16 protein-coding genes are annotated in these 14,839 nt (G+C 71.1%); 12 read left to right on the top strand and 4 right to left on the bottom strand.

The window, feature by feature from the left end:
* Positions 1-53: 53 nt before the first annotated feature.
* From QWM81_RS25755 to pstB, 10 genes are all read left to right on the top strand, one after another.
* Positions 54-440 carry a GntR family transcriptional regulator gene (locus tag QWM81_RS25755; protein WP_290114743.1) on the top strand — a complete coding sequence of 129 codons (387 nt, stop codon included), beginning with the start codon at positions 54-56 and terminating at the stop codon, positions 438-440.
* On the top strand, positions 437-1,321 hold the full coding sequence (locus QWM81_RS25750; protein ID WP_290114742.1) for an ABC transporter ATP-binding protein: 885 nt from the start codon (positions 437-439) through the stop codon (positions 1,319-1,321). The genes QWM81_RS25755 and QWM81_RS25750 overlap by 4 nt, the downstream gene beginning before the upstream one ends.
* On the top strand, positions 1,318-2,298 hold the full coding sequence (locus QWM81_RS25745; protein WP_290114741.1) for an ABC-2 membrane transporter-related protein: 981 nt from the start codon (positions 1,318-1,320) through the stop codon (positions 2,296-2,298). Before QWM81_RS25750 ends, QWM81_RS25745 begins: the two co-directional genes overlap by 4 nt.
* Before the next feature lie 174 nt (positions 2,299-2,472).
* A complete protein-coding gene (locus QWM81_RS25740) occupies positions 2,473-4,692 on the top strand; it encodes an RNA degradosome polyphosphate kinase (protein WP_290114740.1) in 2,220 nt (739 codons plus the stop codon).
* Positions 4,679-5,629 carry a CHAD domain-containing protein gene (locus QWM81_RS25735; protein ID WP_290114739.1) on the top strand — a complete coding sequence of 317 codons (951 nt, stop codon included), beginning with the start codon at positions 4,679-4,681 and terminating at the stop codon, positions 5,627-5,629. Before QWM81_RS25740 ends, QWM81_RS25735 begins: the two co-directional genes overlap by 14 nt.
* Positions 5,626-6,054, top strand: coding sequence for an NUDIX hydrolase (locus QWM81_RS25730; protein ID WP_290114738.1), 429 nt, complete (start codon positions 5,626-5,628; stop codon positions 6,052-6,054). The genes QWM81_RS25735 and QWM81_RS25730 overlap by 4 nt, the downstream gene beginning before the upstream one ends.
* Positions 6,055-6,641: 587 nt before the next feature.
* Positions 6,642-7,772: a phosphate ABC transporter substrate-binding protein PstS gene (gene pstS, locus QWM81_RS25725; RefSeq protein WP_290114737.1), complete on the top strand. Its 1,131-nt coding sequence runs from the start codon at positions 6,642-6,644 to the stop codon at positions 7,770-7,772.
* 123 nt (positions 7,773-7,895) lie between these two features.
* The gene (pstC, locus tag QWM81_RS25720; RefSeq protein ID WP_290114736.1) at positions 7,896-8,885 is read left to right on the top strand and encodes a phosphate ABC transporter permease subunit PstC; all 990 of its coding nucleotides are present in this window, start codon (positions 7,896-7,898) and stop codon (positions 8,883-8,885) included.
* Positions 8,885-9,958: a phosphate ABC transporter permease PstA gene (pstA, locus tag QWM81_RS25715; protein WP_290114735.1), complete on the top strand. Its 1,074-nt coding sequence runs from the start codon at positions 8,885-8,887 to the stop codon at positions 9,956-9,958. Before pstC ends, pstA begins: the two co-directional genes overlap by 1 nt.
* Positions 9,959-9,981: 23 nt before the next feature.
* On the top strand, positions 9,982-10,758 hold the full coding sequence (gene pstB, locus QWM81_RS25710) for a phosphate ABC transporter ATP-binding protein PstB (protein ID WP_290114734.1): 777 nt from the start codon (positions 9,982-9,984) through the stop codon (positions 10,756-10,758).
* A 367-nt stretch (positions 10,759-11,125) separates the two neighbouring features.
* On the opposite strand, the gene QWM81_RS25705 is transcribed toward pstB, so the two are convergent.
* Both QWM81_RS25705 and QWM81_RS25700 read right to left on the bottom strand, forming a co-directional pair.
* The gene (locus tag QWM81_RS25705; RefSeq protein ID WP_290114733.1) at positions 11,126-12,124 is read right to left on the bottom strand and encodes an inorganic phosphate transporter; all 999 of its coding nucleotides are present in this window, start codon (positions 12,122-12,124) and stop codon (positions 11,126-11,128) included.
* Between the two features lie 6 nt (positions 12,125-12,130).
* Positions 12,131-12,751, bottom strand: a complete 621-nt coding sequence (locus QWM81_RS25700) for a DUF47 domain-containing protein (RefSeq protein WP_005315481.1) — start codon at positions 12,749-12,751, stop codon at positions 12,131-12,133.
* 195 nt (positions 12,752-12,946) lie between these two features.
* On the opposite strand from QWM81_RS25700, the gene QWM81_RS25695 reads away from it, so the two are divergent.
* Positions 12,947-13,300, top strand: coding sequence for a metal-sensitive transcriptional regulator (locus QWM81_RS25695; protein WP_290114732.1), 354 nt, complete (start codon positions 12,947-12,949; stop codon positions 13,298-13,300).
* A 108-nt stretch (positions 13,301-13,408) separates the two neighbouring features.
* On the opposite strand, the gene QWM81_RS25690 is transcribed toward QWM81_RS25695, so the two are convergent.
* Both QWM81_RS25690 and QWM81_RS25685 read right to left on the bottom strand, forming a co-directional pair.
* The gene (locus tag QWM81_RS25690; RefSeq protein WP_290114731.1) at positions 13,409-13,591 is read right to left on the bottom strand and encodes a hypothetical protein; all 183 of its coding nucleotides are present in this window, start codon (positions 13,589-13,591) and stop codon (positions 13,409-13,411) included.
* Between the two features lie 109 nt (positions 13,592-13,700).
* Positions 13,701-14,516 carry an SCO4651 family lipoprotein gene (locus QWM81_RS25685; protein ID WP_290114730.1) on the bottom strand — a complete coding sequence of 272 codons (816 nt, stop codon included), beginning with the start codon at positions 14,514-14,516 and terminating at the stop codon, positions 13,701-13,703.
* Positions 14,517-14,616: 100 nt separating this feature from the next.
* Here QWM81_RS25685 and QWM81_RS25680 point away from each other — a divergent pair, with 100 nt between their 5' ends.
* Entirely contained in the window at positions 14,617-14,817 is a 201-nt protein-coding gene (locus tag QWM81_RS25680; protein WP_290114768.1) for a hypothetical protein, read from the top strand.
* Positions 14,818-14,839 lie beyond the last annotated feature (22 nt).

Below are 14,839 nucleotides of genomic sequence, written 5' to 3'. Positions count from 1 at the left end.
CTCTCTTGCACCACCCTTTCACTACTTGATTAGTGAAAGGGTGGTGCAGGGACGTGGTCGCGTACCGCATCGACCGGCGCAGCGGTGTCGCCACCTACCTCCAGATCGTCCAGCAGACCAAACAGGCCCTCCGGCTCGGCCTGTTGGAACCCGGCGACAAGCTGCCCACCGCGCGTGAGGTCGTCGAAGCCACCGCCATCAACCCGAACACCGTGCTCAAGGCCTACCGCGAACTGGAACGCGAGGGCCTCGTCGAGGCCCGCCGGGGCCTAGGCACCTTCGTACGGAAGACCCTGGGCAGCGCCCCCGCCGACTCACCCCTGCGCGGCGAACTCGCCGACTGGGCCGCCCGCGCCCGCGCGGCCGGGCTGGAGCGGGACGACGTGACGGCGCTCTTCACCTCCGTACTCGAACAGCTCTACGAGGGGGACGACTCATGACCAGCGCGCTGGAGGCCCGGGGCCTCACCAAGCAGTACGGCCGGCGGGCCGCCGCGCTACGGGACTGCGCCTTCCGGCTGCCCACCGGCCGCATCTGCGCGCTCGTCGGCCCCAACGGCGCCGGCAAGTCCACGCTCCTCGCGCTCGCCGCCGGGCTGCTGCGGCCGACCGGCGGCACGGTACGGGTGCTCGGCACCGACCCGGCGTCCGCGCGCGAGAAGGTGGCGTACGTCGCGCAGGACAAGCCGCTGTACCCGCAGCTCACCGTCGCCGAGACCCTCCGCATGGGCCGCGAGCTCAACCCCGGCCGCTGGGACGCCGACACGGCGGACCGCATCGTCGCGGCCGGGAAGCTCGACCCGTCGGCCCGCGTCCGCACCCTCTCGGGCGGCCAGCGCACCCGCGTCGCGCTCGCCCTCGCCCTCGGCAAGCGCCCCGAACTCCTCCTGCTGGACGAGCCGATGGCCGACCTCGATCCCCTCGCCCGCCACCAGCTCATGGGCACGCTCATGGCGGACGCGGCCGAGCGCGGCACGAGTGTCGTGATGTCGTCGCACATCCTCGGCGAACTGGAGGGCGCCTGCGACTTCCTGCTGCTCGTCGACGGCGGCCGGGTCCGCCTCGGCGGCGCCATCGACGACATCCTCGGCGCCCACACCCTGCTCACCGGCCCGGTCGCGGACCTGGCCCCGCACACCGTCGTGGAGTCCCGCGTCACGGGCCGCCAGCTCACGGCGCTCGTCCGCCACGACGGCCCGGTCGACCCGACGTCCTGGCACACCACGGAACCGTCCCTGGAGGAACTCGTGCTCGCCCATCTCCGCTCCCCCGAGGCCCCGGCCCTCCTGACGCCGAGCGCCGACAGGACGGTGGGGGCGTGAGCCTCTTCACTCCGACCGGCTCCCGCTGGGTGGTGGCGCGCCAGCACCGGTATGCGCTGTGGGCGGTGGTGGGCCTGGTGGTTGCCGCGGCGGCGGTGATGATCTCCTCCCGCGTGTGGGCGGACAGCGCGGTAGAGGCGCTGCGAGCCGTGGACTGCACGGTCAGCAGCACGGAGCAGCGCTGTTTCCAGCCGGCCCGCGACTACACGGACGCCATCTGGGCCGCCCGGCACCTCATCGAGTACGCCGCGCTGGGCATGATGGCGCTGCCTGCCATCGTCGGGGCGTTCGTGGCCGGGCCTCTGATCGCCCGGGAGATGGAGGCGGGAACGTACAAGCTGGCCTGGACGCAGTCCGTCAGCCCCGCCCGCTGGCTGGCGGCCAAGCTCACCGTGCCGGTGGGCGTCGTCATCATGGGTACGGCGCTGCTGACGCTGATCTTCTCCTGGTCGTGGTCGACCGGGCCCGCCCAGGACTTCCCCACGTACTGGTACGAACCGACGATGTACGCCTCGATCGGTACCGTGCCGACGGCCTACGCGGTGATGGGCCTCGCCCTGGGCGCGCTTGTCGGGCTGCTCGTACGCCGGACCGTCACCGCGATGAGCGCCACCGCGCTGATCATCGGCGGGGTCCTTCTCGCCATGTCACAGGTACGCGTGCACCTGTGGCCGATCAGCCACATGACCAGCCTCGGGGAGCCGCCGACCGCCCCGCCCTCCCGGACATGGCGGATCGAGGAGGGCGCGCTGACCCCGTCCGGTGAGCGCATGAGCCTGAGCGACTGCTTCGCCATCCCACCGGCCCAGCAACCCGCGCTGTGCAAGGCCCCGCGCGGGGACGTGACCCACTACCTCGACCACCACCCCAGCTCACATTTCTGGCCCATCCAGCTCGTGGAGAGCGGCATCGTCCTCGTCCTCGCCGCCGCCGCGACATACGCCGCGTTCCGCGTCCTGCGCCGCAGCCACGCGTAACGCAGACGGCGGGGGCGGACGGCCAGGACGGGGGTCCGGCCGTCCGCCCCCAGCACGTCACATCGTCGTTACCGACCATTCAGACACGCTTGCGAAGCTCACTCAATGAAGCCCGCCGTGTCAGCGGCCCCCTCCGACGCGCTTGACCAGCCCATCGCGCGGAAGAATGGTGCCATGAGCCAGCAGCCCGCCGAGGTCCAGGTCCAGCCCGCCCAGCCGTCCGTCGGTTCCATCGCCGCGCACCGGCCGCACACCGTGGCGCCCGCGCCCGTATCGAACCTGGCGCCCGACCTCGACTCCGACCTCGACGCGTACGAGGACGACGGGACCGAACTGCCCCAGGGCCGGTTCCTCGACCGGGAGCGCAGCTGGCTCGCGTTCAACGAACGGGTCCTGGAGCTCGCCGAGGACCCCGCGACACCGCTCCTCGAACGAGCGAACTTCCTCGCGATCTTCGCCTCGAACCTGGACGAGTTCTTCATGGTCCGGGTGGCCGGCCTCAAGCGCCGTATCGCCACCGGCGTGGCCACCCGGTCCGCGTCCGGGCTCCAGCCGCGCGAGGTGCTGGACCTGATCTGGACCCGGTCGCGCGAGCTCATGGCCCGGCACGCCGCCTGCTTCCAGCAGGACATCGCGCCCGCCCTGGCCGACGAGGGCATCCACCTCATCCGCTGGCCGGAGCTGACCGAGAAGGAGCAGGCCCGGCTGTTCACGCTGTTCCGCCAGCAGATCTTCCCGGTCCTCACCCCCCTCGCCGTGGACCCCGCGCACCCCTTCCCGTACATCTCCGGCCTCTCCCTCAACCTGGCCGTCGTCGTCCGCAACCCCGTCAGCGGCCACCGGCACTTCGCACGCGTGAAGGTCCCGCCGCTGCTCTCCCGGTTCCTCGAAGCGTCGCCGCAGCGCTACGTCCCGCTGGAGGACGTCATCGCCGCGCACCTGGAGGAGCTGTTCCCGGGCATGGAGGTGCTGGCGCACCACATGTTCCGGGTGACCCGCAACGAGGACCTGGAGGTCGAGGAGGACGACGCCGAGAACCTCCTCCAGGCCCTGGAGAAGGAGCTCATGCGGCGCCGCTTCGGGCCGCCGGTACGCCTGGAGGTCGAGGAGTCGATAGACCCCTACGTCCTCGATCTCCTCGTCCGCGAGCTCAAGGTCTCCGACGCCGAGGTCTACCCGCTGCCCGGGCCGCTGGACCTGACCGGCCTGTTCGGGATCTCCGCGCTCGACCGGCCGGAGCTGAAGTACCCCAAGTTCGTGGCGGGCACCCACCGCGACCTCGCCGAGGTCGAGTCCGCCTCCGCGCCCGACATCTTCGCCGCCCTGCGCGAGCGGGACGTCCTCCTGCACCACCCGTACGACTCCTTCTCCACCTCCGTCCAGGCCTTCCTGGAGCAGGCGGCCGGCGACCCCGACGTCCTGGCCATCAAGCAGACCCTGTACCGGACGTCGGGCGACTCGCCCATAGTGGACGCCCTCATCGACGCGGCCGAGTCCGGCAAGCAGGTCCTCGTCCTGGTCGAGATCAAGGCCCGCTTCGACGAGCAGGCCAACATCAAGTGGGCGCGCAAGCTGGAGGAGGCCGGCTGCCATGTGGTGTACGGACTGGTCGGCCTGAAGACCCACTGCAAGCTGTCGCTGGTCGTCCGGCAGGAGGGCGACACCCTGCGCCGCTACAGCCACGTCGGCACCGGCAACTACCACCCCAAGACCGCCCGCCTGTACGAGGACCTCGGCCTGCTGACCGCCGACCCCCAGGTCGGCGCGGACCTGTCCGACCTGTTCAACCGCCTGTCGGGCTACTCGCGCCGCGAGACCTACCGCCGCCTTCTCGTCGCGCCCAAGTCGCTGCGGGACGGCCTGATCTCCCGGATCAACAAGGAGGTCGTCCACCACCGGGCCGGGCGCCCCGCCTACGTCCGCATCAAGGTCAACTCGATGGTCGACGAGGCCGTCATCGACGCCTGCTACCGCGCCTCGCAGGCGGGCGTGCCGGTGGACGTCTGGGTACGCGGCATCTGCGCCGTACGGCCGGGCGTTGCGGGCCTGTCGGAGAACATCCGCGTCCGGTCGGTCCTCGGACGGTTCCTGGAACACTCGCGGATCTTCGCGTTCGGGAACGGCGGCGAGCCCGAAGTGTGGTTCGGCAGCGCCGACATGATGCACCGTAACCTCGACCGCCGCATCGAGGCTCTGGTACGGGTCTCCGACCCCGCCCACCGCGCGGCCCTCACCCGGCTGCTGGAGACCGGCATGGCCGACACCACCTCCTCCTGGCACCTCGGCCCGGACGGTGACTGGACCCGGCACGCCACGGACCAGGACGGCCAGCCACTGCGGCACGTCCAGGAGATGCTGATCGACGCGCGGAGGCGCCGACGTGCACAACCCTGACCACATCCCGGCCGGCGACGTCCTGTCGCCCTACCTCCACGCACGGGCCGCGGACTTCCTGCGCAGCCTGCGCCTCCATACCGAGTGCGGCGCGGACACGGCGGGCGCCGAGGAGGCCGCCCGGGCGCTGCGCGCCGCCGCCCGCCGCATCAGCGGGACGCTGCACACCTTCCGGCCGCTGCTCGACGGCGCGTGGGCGGACCAGTTGCGTACGGAACTGGCGTGGCTGTCGGGCACGCTGGCGGCCGAGCACGCCTGTACGTCACGGCTCGTGCGGCTGGTGGACGCGCTGGCGCGGCTGTCGGGCGGCACGGCCGCCGTCCCGGCACCCAGGTCCGGCCGCTCGGGCGGCTCCGGCGGCTCGGGGGAGGCCCTGTCGGTGGGCGCGGCGCGGGCGGGGGCGCTGCTGGAGCGGCAGCTGACCCTGGCCCGGACCCGGGCGCACTCCGCGTCGCTCCAGGCGCTGGGCTCGTCGCGGTTCCACGCGGTGGCCGACGCGGTGGCACTGCTCGCCTCGGAGGTGCCGCTGGGGCCCGCCGCGGCCGCGCCGGCCGCCGAGGTGCTCGGCCCGCCCGCGGAGGTGGTCGAGCGCCGGCTGCTGGACGCGGTGGGCGTACTGCCGATGGCCCCGGCGGTGGGCGGTGAGCAGCAGGACGGGCCCTGGCACCAGGTGCGGCAACTGCTGCGGCTGCACCGGTACGCGGGCGAGGTGCGGGGCGCGGCGCCCGTGCTGTACGAGGCGGGCCGGGCGCTGGACCGGCACCGGGACGCCGCCGAGGCGGCCGCCGCCGCCGCGACCGCCGCGCGCACGCCGCGCATCGCCCCCGCGACGGCCTACGCGCTGGGGGTGCTGCACGCGGACCAGCGGCACGAGGTGGAGGCGGCGCGGCACGCCTTCCGGCGGGCCTGGCAGCGGACGGCGGTGACCGCGCGGTGAGCGTGGTCCCGGCGGCGGGCTGCGTGCTGTGGCGGCGCGCCCCGGACCTGGAGCTGTGCCTGGTCCACCGCCCGAAGTACGACGACTGGTCGTTCCCGAAGGGCAAGGCCGAGCCGGGCGAGGACCTCCTGGCCACCGCCCTGCGCGAGGTCCACGAGGAGACGGGCCACCACTGCCGCCCGGGCCCCCGCCTCCCCACGGTGCGCTACGCCCTCGCGGACGGGCGCGTGAAGGAGGTCACCTACTGGGCGGCGCAGGCCACGGACGGCAGGTTCACGCCGACCAAGGAGGTGGACCGCATCCTGTGGCTTCCCCCGCAGGATGCGGCCGCCCACCTCGCCCACCCCGAGGACCGCCGCCTCATCCCCGCGCTCCTGGCGGCGATCGGCGCACCGGGGTGGCCGGGCGAGGATCAACCGGGATGACCCGGCCGGGGCAAGGACACGGTCGGCAGCATGCTGCTCGCCGTGCGACGAGCCCGCCCCCCCACCGCCAACGGCGCGCCACCCCACGCAAGACCCGCCCCCGACCCACCCACCCGCACAAGCGCCCGGGCGGAAACCCCAGCCCACCCGCAAGGCACCCGCACCGCCAACGGCGCGCCACCCCCAGCCCCGCGTCCACCCCCACCGGCTCAGGCCCGCGGCCACCCGCGCGAGTGGCGCCGTTGCACGGGCCGGGCCGCGAACGTACCGGCGCACCACCCACCCCGCGCTCCGGCCCCCGCGCCCGCCAGGCCGCCCCCTGCGCCCCCACGGCGCCTCGCCGGGAAACAACCCACCGCGGCGCCCCGCACCACGTGCCCCGCCCGCATGGCCGCACCACGGCTTCCGACACGGTTCACTTGCCGTTCACCCTCCCCCGTCAGCCACGTCACCTGTTCTGCCTAATTTCGGCCTTACCCGGTGAGCGGCTCCATCGCCGCGCCACCTACCACCCCGACACACGCCGCCGTACAAAAGAGCCGTACAGACGAGACGCGCCCGGCGGCAACTGGAAGGAACACCCGAAAGTGAAGCTTCAGCGCAAGAACGGGCTTCGCGCCACCGCGCTCGGCGCCCTCGCCGTCTCCGGCGCCCTGGTCCTCACGGCGTGTGGTTCGGACGACAACACCGGCACGGCCGGCGGTGGCAAGAAGACCGGCGCCGCGTCGAACATCAAGTGCGACGGTGCCAAGGGCCAGCTCCTGGCCTCCGGCTCCAGCGCGCAGAAGAACGCCATGGACCTGTGGGTCAAGAACTACATGGCCGCCTGCCCGGGCGTGGAGATCAACTACAAGTCCTCCTCCTCCGGCGAGGGCATCATCGCCTTCAACCAGGGCACCGTCGGCTTCGCCGGCTCCGACTCCGCGCTCAAGCCGGACGAGGTCGCCGCCTCCAAGAAGATCTGCAAGAGCGGCCAGGGCATCAACCTCCCCATGGTCGGCGGCCCCATCGCGATCGGCTACAACCTGCCCGGCGTGAAGGACCTCGTCCTCGACGCCCCGACGATCGCCAAGATCTTCAACGACAAGATCAAGACCTGGAACGACCCGGCGATCGCCAAGCTCAACCCGGACGCCAAGCTCCCGAGCACCCCCATCCAGGCCTTCCACCGCTCGGACGACTCCGGCACCACCCAGAACCTCGGCAAGTACCTCGGCAAGGCCGCCAAGGCCGACTGGCCGCACGATGACGAGAAGAAGTGGCCGGCCCCCGGTGGCCAGGCCGCCCCCGGCTCCTCCGGCGTCGCCGCCCAGGTGAAGCAGGCCGAGGGCGCCATCGGCTACTTCGAGCTGAGCTACGCCACCTCGCAGAACATCCCGACCGTCCAGATCGACACCGGCGCCTCCGCCCCGGTCGCGGCCACCTCGGAGAACGCCTCCAAGGCCATCGCCGCCGCCAAGGTCAAGGGCACCGGCAAGGACCTGGCCCTGGAGCTGGACTACACCACCAAGGCGGAGGGCGCGTACCCCATCGTCCTGGTCACGTACGAGATCGTCTGCGACAGCGGCAACAAGGCCGAGACCCTCGGCACGGTCAAGTCCTTCCTGACCTACACCGCCTCCGAGGAGGGCCAGAAGGTCCTGTCCGAGGCGGGCTACGCCCCGATCCCGGCCGAGATCAACGCCAAGGTCCGCGAGACCGTCAGCGGCCTCTCCTAAGCAGGAACCCCGGCCGGCCCGGCCCGCACACCGCCGGGCCGGCCCCCTCCCCGTCCCACCCCATCCGGTGCACCGCCGCCAGGGGATCCGTACCGCGGACCCCCCACACAGACCGGAAAGACCATGGCTATAACGACTGACAACAACGCACCGGCCCCGCCGGTCGCCGAGAGGGCGAGCACATCCACGGGCCGCGCGGGCGACAAGATCTTCCTCGGCCTGTCCCGCGGCTCCGGCATCCTGCTCCTGGTGATCATGGCGTCGATCGCCGTGTTCCTCACCTACCGGGCCTCCCTCGCGCTCTCGCAGAACGAAGGCAACTTCCTCACCACCTTCGACTGGAACCCGGCCGGTGACCCGCCCGTCTTCGGCATCGCGGTGCTGCTGTTCGGCACGATCGTCAGCTCGGTCATCGCGATGGTGATCGCCGTCCCGATCGCCGTCGGCATCGCGCTGTTCATCTCCCACTACGCGCCCCGCAGGCTGGCCGCGCCCCTCGCGTACGTCGTCGACCTCCTGGCCGCGGTGCCGTCGATCATCTACGGCATCTGGGGCGCCCTGTTCCTCGTCCCGTACCTGGAGGGCCTGAACCTCTGGCTGGACCAGTTCCTGGGCTGGACGTACATCTTCGAGAAGACGCAGGTGGGCGTGGCCCGCTCCCTGTTCACCGTGGGCATCCTGCTGGCGATCATGATCCTGCCGATCGTGACCAGCGTCAGCCGTGAGGTCTTCCTCCAGGTGCCGCGGATGAACGAGGAAGCCGCCCTCGCCCTGGGCGCGACCCGCTGGGAGGTCATCCGCCTCTCCGTCCTGCCCTTCGGCCGCTCCGGCGTCATCTCCGCCTCGATGCTCGGCCTCGGCCGCGCGCTCGGCGAGACGATGGCCGTCGCGACCGTCCTCTCCCCGAGCTTCGTGATCTCACTGCACCTGCTGGACCCGGGCGGCGGCACGTTCGCCCAGAACATCGCCGCGAAGTTCGACGAGGCCACCGAGCTCGGCCGCGACGCCCTGATCGCCTCCGGCCTGGTCCTCTTCGTCCTCACCCTGCTGGTCAACGGCGCGGCCCGCCTGATCATCGCGCGCCGCAAGGAGTACTCGGGGGCGAACGCCTGATGAGCAACGCAATCCAGGACGCGGCCCCCACCCAGGCCCCGCCGCGCCGCGACAGCCTCAGCCACCGCCGCATGCCGCGCTGGGCGCCGGCCGGCTTCGCCGCCGTGTCCATCGCCCTCGGCGTCGGCATCGGCACGGCCACCGGCCTCGAAAGCCGCATCCAGTGGGGCCTGATCGCGGCCGCGTTCTTCGTCGTCATCTCGTACGCCGCGACCTCGGCCGTCGAGAACCGGCGCCAGGCCAAGGACCGCCTCGCCACCAGCGTCGTGTGGGTGTGCTTCGTCCTCGCCGTCGTCCCCCTCCTCTCCCTGGTCTGGGTGACGGTCAGCCGAGGCATCAAGGTCCTCGACGGCTACTTCCTCACCCACTCCATGGCGGGTGTGCCGGGCTTCGAGCCGGGCGGCGGCGTCTACCACGCGCTGATCGGCACGCTGGAGCAGGTCGGCCTCGCCACCCTCGTCTCCGCGCCGATCGGCCTGCTGACGGCCGTCTACCTCGTCGAGTACGGCAAGGGGTCGCTGGCCAAGGCCGTGACCTTCTTCGTCGACGTCATGACGGGCATCCCCTCGATCGTCGCCGGTCTGTTCATCCTGTCGATCATGCTGATCGCGGGTCTGGCGCCGTCCGGCCTGATGGGCGCGCTGGCGCTGGCGATCCTGATGATCCCGGTCGTGGTCCGATCCACCGAGGAGATGCTCAAGCTCGTCCCCAACGAGCTGCGCGAGGCCGCCCTCGCCCTCGGCGTACCGAAGTGGCGCGTCATCCTGAAGGTGGTCATCCCGACCGCGGTCGGTGGCATCACGACCGGTGTGATGCTGGCGATCGCCCGCATCGCCGGTGAGACCGCCCCCATCATGCTGCTGGTCTTCGGCAGCCAGCTGATCAACACCAACCCCTTCGAGGGTGCTCAGTCCTCGCTCCCCTTCTACATCTGGGAGCAGTACAGGGTCGGCAATGAGGCGTCGTACGACCGCGCCTGGGCCGCCGCCCTCGTCCTGATCGCCTTCGTCATGATCCTCAACCTGGTGGCCCGCGGCATCGCCCGCTGGAAGGCCCCGAAGACCGGCCGCTAAGGCCTCCTGGAAGTGATTGAGAAATGGCCAAGCGAATCGACGTCAGCGGCCTCACCGCCTACTACGGCTCCCACAAGGCGATCGACGACATCTCCATGACCGTCGAGCCCCGCTCCGTGACGGCCTTCATCGGCCCGTCCGGCTGCGGCAAGTCCACCTTCCTGCGCACCCTGAACCGCATGCACGAGGTCACCCCCGGGGGCCGCGTCGAGGGCAAGGTGATGCTGGACGACGAGAACCTGTACGGCAAGGACGTCGACCCCGTCGCCGTACGCCGTACGGTGGGCATGGTCTTCCAGCGCCCGAACCCCTTCCCGACGATGTCGATCTTCGACAACGTGGCGGCGGGGCTGCGCCTGAACGGCAACTACAAGAAGAGCGAGCTCGCCGAGGTCGTGGAGCGCTCCCTCAAGGGCGCGAACCTCTGGAACGAGGTCAAGGACCGCCTCAACAAGCCCGGCTCGGGCCTCTCCGGCGGCCAGCAGCAGCGCCTGTGCATCGCCCGCGCCATCGCGGTGGAGCCGGACGTCCTGCTGATGGACGAGCCGTGCTCGGCGCTCGACCCGATCTCCACGCTCGCCATCGAGGACCTGATCAGCGAGCTGAAGGAACGGTTCACGATCGTCATCGTGACCCACAACATGCAGCAGGCCGCCCGCGTCTCGGACCGCACCGCCTTCTTCAACCTGGCGGCGGTGGGCCAGCCCGGCAAGCTGGTCGAGATCGACGAGACGGAGCGCATCTTCTCCAACCCGTCGGTCCAGGCGACCGAGGACTACATCTCGGGCCGCTTCGGCTGAGACACCATGCGGCTCCGCCGCGTGGCCCCCGGAACTCCTTGCGGTGCTGCATGGCGGTGCCACCGCAAGGCAAGGGCCCGCCCCCATCTCCCAGGGGGCGGGCCCATCCGTTCTCTTCGGCCCCTGGGGGCTCCCCTGGACGGAGTCCTTGGGGGAGTTTGAGGGGCGGGGGTCTGGGGGCAGAGCCCCCAGTTCGGGAAGGGGCGGGGTGGGGAAAGGCCCCCGCCAGGGACCTCTCACCCGAAGAACAGCCGCACCACGAAGTAGCTCGCCGCCGCGACCGCCGCCGCCGCCGGCATCGTGATACCGCATCCCCCGGGGGATAACCCCCGGACCCCCAGCAGCACACACCCGCGCACGCCCAGCGTCACCCGAAGAACAGCCGCACCACGAAGTAGCTCGCCGCCGCGACCGCCGCCGCCGCCGGCATGGTGATGAACCATCCCAGGATGATGTTCTTCGCCACGCCCCACCGCACCGCGTTGACCCGCTTCGTCGCGCCGACGCCCATGATCGCCGACGTGATGACGTGCGTCGTCGAGATCGGCGCGTGGAACAGGAACGCCGAGCCGAACATGATCGACGCCCCCGTCGTCTCCGCCGCGAACCCCTGCGGCGGGTCCAGCTCGATGATCTTGCGGCCCAGCGTACGCATGATGCGCCAGCCACCCGCGTACGTACCCAGCGACAGCATCACCGCGCAGGCGACCTTCACCCACACCGGGATCGGGTCACCGGCCTGCTCCACGTCCGCGATGACCAGCGCCATCACGACGATGCCCATCGTCTTCTGGGCGTCCTGGAGACCATGACCGAGCGCCATGCCCGCCGCCGACACCGTCTGCGCGATACGGAAGCCGCGCTTGGCCTTGTGCGGGTTGGCCTTGCGGAAGACCCACATGATCACGCACATCACCAGGTAGCCGACCACCAGGCCGACCACCGGTGACACGAACATCGGGATGACGATCTTGTCGAGGACGCCCGACCAGATGACCTCGGTCCCGCCCGCCAGCGCCGCGCCGACCATGCCGCCGAAGAGCGCGTGCGAGGACGACGACGGAAGGCCGAAGTACCAGGTGACCAGGTTCCAGACGATCGCGCCGACCAGCGCCGCGAACAGGATGCCCATGCCCCGCTGGCCCACGGGCGTCTGGATCAGGCCCTCGCTGACGGTCTTGGCGACGCCGCTGCCGAGGAAGGCACCCGCCAGGTTCATCACGGCGGCCATCGCGAGCGCCGCGCGCGGGGTCAGCGCCCGCGTGGAGACCGACGTGGCGATGGCGTTCGCCGAGTCGTGGAAGCCGTTGGTATAGGTGAAGCCGAGCGCGACGCCAATGGTCACGACCAGCGCGAAGGTGTCCACGAAGCCTCAGGACTCCTTGACCGCGATGGTCTCCACCGTGTTCGCGACGTGCTCGAAGGCGTCGGCCGCCTCCTCCAGCACATCCACGATCTGCTTCAGCTTGAGCACCTCGATGGCGTCGTACTTGCCGTTGAAGAGGTGGGCGAGCAGCTTGCGGTGGATCTGGTCCGCCTGGTTCTCCAGCCGGTTGACCTCGATCCAGTACTCGGTGAGGTTGTCCATCGTACGGAGGTGCGGCATCGCCTCCGCGGTCAGCTCCGCCGCCCGCGCCAGCACCTCGATCTGCTGCTCGACGCCCTTGGGCAGTTCCTCGACGTTGTAGAGGACGACGAGGTCGACGGCCTCCTCCATGAAGTCCATGATGTCGTCGAGGGACGACGCGAGGTTGTAGATGTCCTCGCGGTCGAAGGGCGTGATGAACGAGGAGTTCAGCTGATGGAAGATCGCGTGGGTGGCGTCGTCGCCCGCGTGCTCCGCTGCCCGCATCCGCTCCGCGATCTCGGCCCGGGCGGAGGATTCCGCTCCGAGCAGTTCCATCAGGAGTTTCGAGCCCGTGACGATATTGTCCGCGGAGGCGGAGAACATGTCGTAGAAGCTCGTCTCCCTGGGGGTCAGACGAAAGCGCACGTGGGGTCCTCTAGGTGCATGGGTTTCGGTCAGGCTGATGCTAGGCGCATCATCCGGCCACGGCTAACCGGCGTTCTTCAGTGTCGCCCATGGAGCACGGTGAACAGAACCGGGCCCCGCCACCTTCGGCGAAGGATCGGTACCATATACCCGCGAGGGGTATACACAGCCCTCACTGGACAACGGGAGGACGCGATGACGACCACCGAGGCGGCCGGCCTTCCGGTCACGGAACCCGGCACGGCAGTGACCGACCACGATCGCGGCGTTCACGGGTACCACAAGGAGAAGGACGAGCACCTCAAGCGCCTGCGCCGCATCGAGGGCCAGATCCGGGGCCTGCAGCGGATGGTCGACGAGGACGTCTACTGCATCGACATACTCACTCAGGTCTCCGCGTCCACCAAGGCCCTGCAGTCCTTCGCGCTCCAGCTCCTGGAGGAGCACCTGCGCCACTGCGTCGCCGACGCGGCGGTCAAGGGGGGCGCCGAGATCGACGCGAAGGTCGAGGAGGCGACGAAGGCGATCGCCCGCATGATGCGCACCTGACCGGTGCCCGCCTCACCGGTACCGGCCCGACCGGTGCCCGCCTCACCGATACCGGCCCGACCGGTGCCCGCCTCACCGGTGCCCGCCCGACCGGTGCCCGCGGCGAGGTCAGCGGGGCGCGGCCGGACCGCGCCCCTCGGGTATCACGTTCAGCACCTCGTCGATGAGGTCCGCGCTGAGCCGCTCCCCGTCCGCGGCCGACGCCGCGATCATCAGCTCACCGCACAGCTCGATCTCGGCGAGGGCCACGTGGTCCTGGACTGTCGTCGGAGTGGGCGGGGCCACGCGCATCACCTCTTCCTGCCGGTGTCGGCTTCCTAGCGTAGGGAGCGCGACACGCACCGCGCATGGCACGTCCGGACCATTCTTCTGACCCTCCAGAACCCCCCCCGGGCCGGTCTCAGGCTTTGATCTTCCCGGCGTAGATGTCCTTGCGGGGCGGCAGCTGTACGACGACGGGGGCGCCGAACTCGTACAGCAGCGTCGTCGACGCGACGGCGACCGTACGCCCCTGGTTGGTGAAGCTGAACTGGTGGCGCACCTTGCGCAGCCGCCCCTCACGGTCCAGATACGCGTCGAACGGCACCGCGTCCCTGGCGAACCCTTTCGCCGCCGCCGCCAGCGCCCCGCGCACCTGCGGCGAAGCGGCCCGCGCCGCCAGCCCCAGGTCGCTGACGCCGCGGTAGTGGGTGACCGGCACGCCCGCGAGCTCCTCCTCGCCGACGTACGTCACCTTCCGCGCGCCGCGCAGCAGTTCCGCGGCAGCGGCCGGGTCGGTCGCCCCGCCGGTGACGAGGTTGCCGTCCTCCAGCGTGGTGGTGTCGACGCGGACCCACTTGTCGGCGGGCACACCGGCGCCGCGGTTCTTCATGTAGAGCGCGCCGGGGACGAGGAGTTCGGTGATCGGACGGTGCCCGTCCGCCCCGGAGGGATCCTCCGGCAGGATGACCTTGAGCTGCCCGTGCCGCTTGGCGAAGTCGTAGACGCCCTCGCCCCGGATGGTGACCCGCGTCCCGCCGCTGGCCATTTCCATGGACGTACGCGCCTTGGACGTGCCCGCCCGCGCCAGGACGTCGGACGCCTTACGTACGGCCTCGGCCGGATCCACACCGGGCGAGGCGTCGGCCGCCGCGGAACATCCGGTCACCATCGCGCCCACCACGGCGGCGGCGACCGCGAGCGCGCCGCTCCTGCCCCTGTGCTGCTGCACCACCATCGCCTGCCAACCCCCAACACTGTGCCGCTGGCTGCCCGGGACCCACCCGCCCCGCATAACGACCGCACGGGCGCGCCGTCACGCCGGTACGGTGGGAGCCGTGCATCCGCAAGACCCGACGCCCGCCGTCCCGGACGTCCACGACCTCCGCAACGTCCACGACGTGACGACCGCCGAGCGCGGCTCGTTCTGCGTCGCGCGCTGCGCCTGCGGCTGGGCGGGCCCGGCCAGACGGTCACGGGACCGGGCACGTACGGACGCGGCGGCCCACATCACGGCGCCGCCGCCGGACGGCGACTGAAGAACCGGGGAGGACCACCGGG

Origin of the sequence: Streptomyces ficellus (genome assembly GCF_030406405.1) — a bacterium.
GTDB classification, from domain to species: domain Bacteria; phylum Actinomycetota; class Actinomycetes; order Streptomycetales; family Streptomycetaceae; genus Streptomyces; species Streptomyces ficellus_B.
This window is presented reverse-complemented; position numbering and strand designations above follow the sequence as displayed.

Bases quoted from the DNA above. Each gene is read 5' to 3' on its own strand.
- pstB (WP_290114734.1), top strand. From the start codon at position 9,982: ATGGCCAAGCGAATCGACGTCAGCGGCCTCACCGCCTACTACGGCTCC.
- QWM81_RS25685 (WP_290114730.1), bottom strand. From the start codon at position 14,516: ATGGTGGTGCAGCAGCACAGGGGCAGGAGCGGCGCGCTCGCGGTCGCC.
- QWM81_RS25740 (WP_290114740.1), top strand. From the start codon at position 2,473: ATGAGCCAGCAGCCCGCCGAGGTCCAGGTCCAGCCCGCCCAGCCGTCC.
- QWM81_RS25750 (WP_290114742.1), top strand. From the start codon at position 437: ATGACCAGCGCGCTGGAGGCCCGGGGCCTCACCAAGCAGTACGGCCGG.
- QWM81_RS25695 (WP_290114732.1), top strand. From the start codon at position 12,947: ATGACGACCACCGAGGCGGCCGGCCTTCCGGTCACGGAACCCGGCACG.
- pstA (WP_290114735.1), top strand. From the start codon at position 8,885: ATGAGCAACGCAATCCAGGACGCGGCCCCCACCCAGGCCCCGCCGCGC.
- pstC (WP_290114736.1), top strand. From the start codon at position 7,896: ATGGCTATAACGACTGACAACAACGCACCGGCCCCGCCGGTCGCCGAG.
- QWM81_RS25690 (WP_290114731.1), bottom strand. From the start codon at position 13,591: ATGCGCGTGGCCCCGCCCACTCCGACGACAGTCCAGGACCACGTGGCC.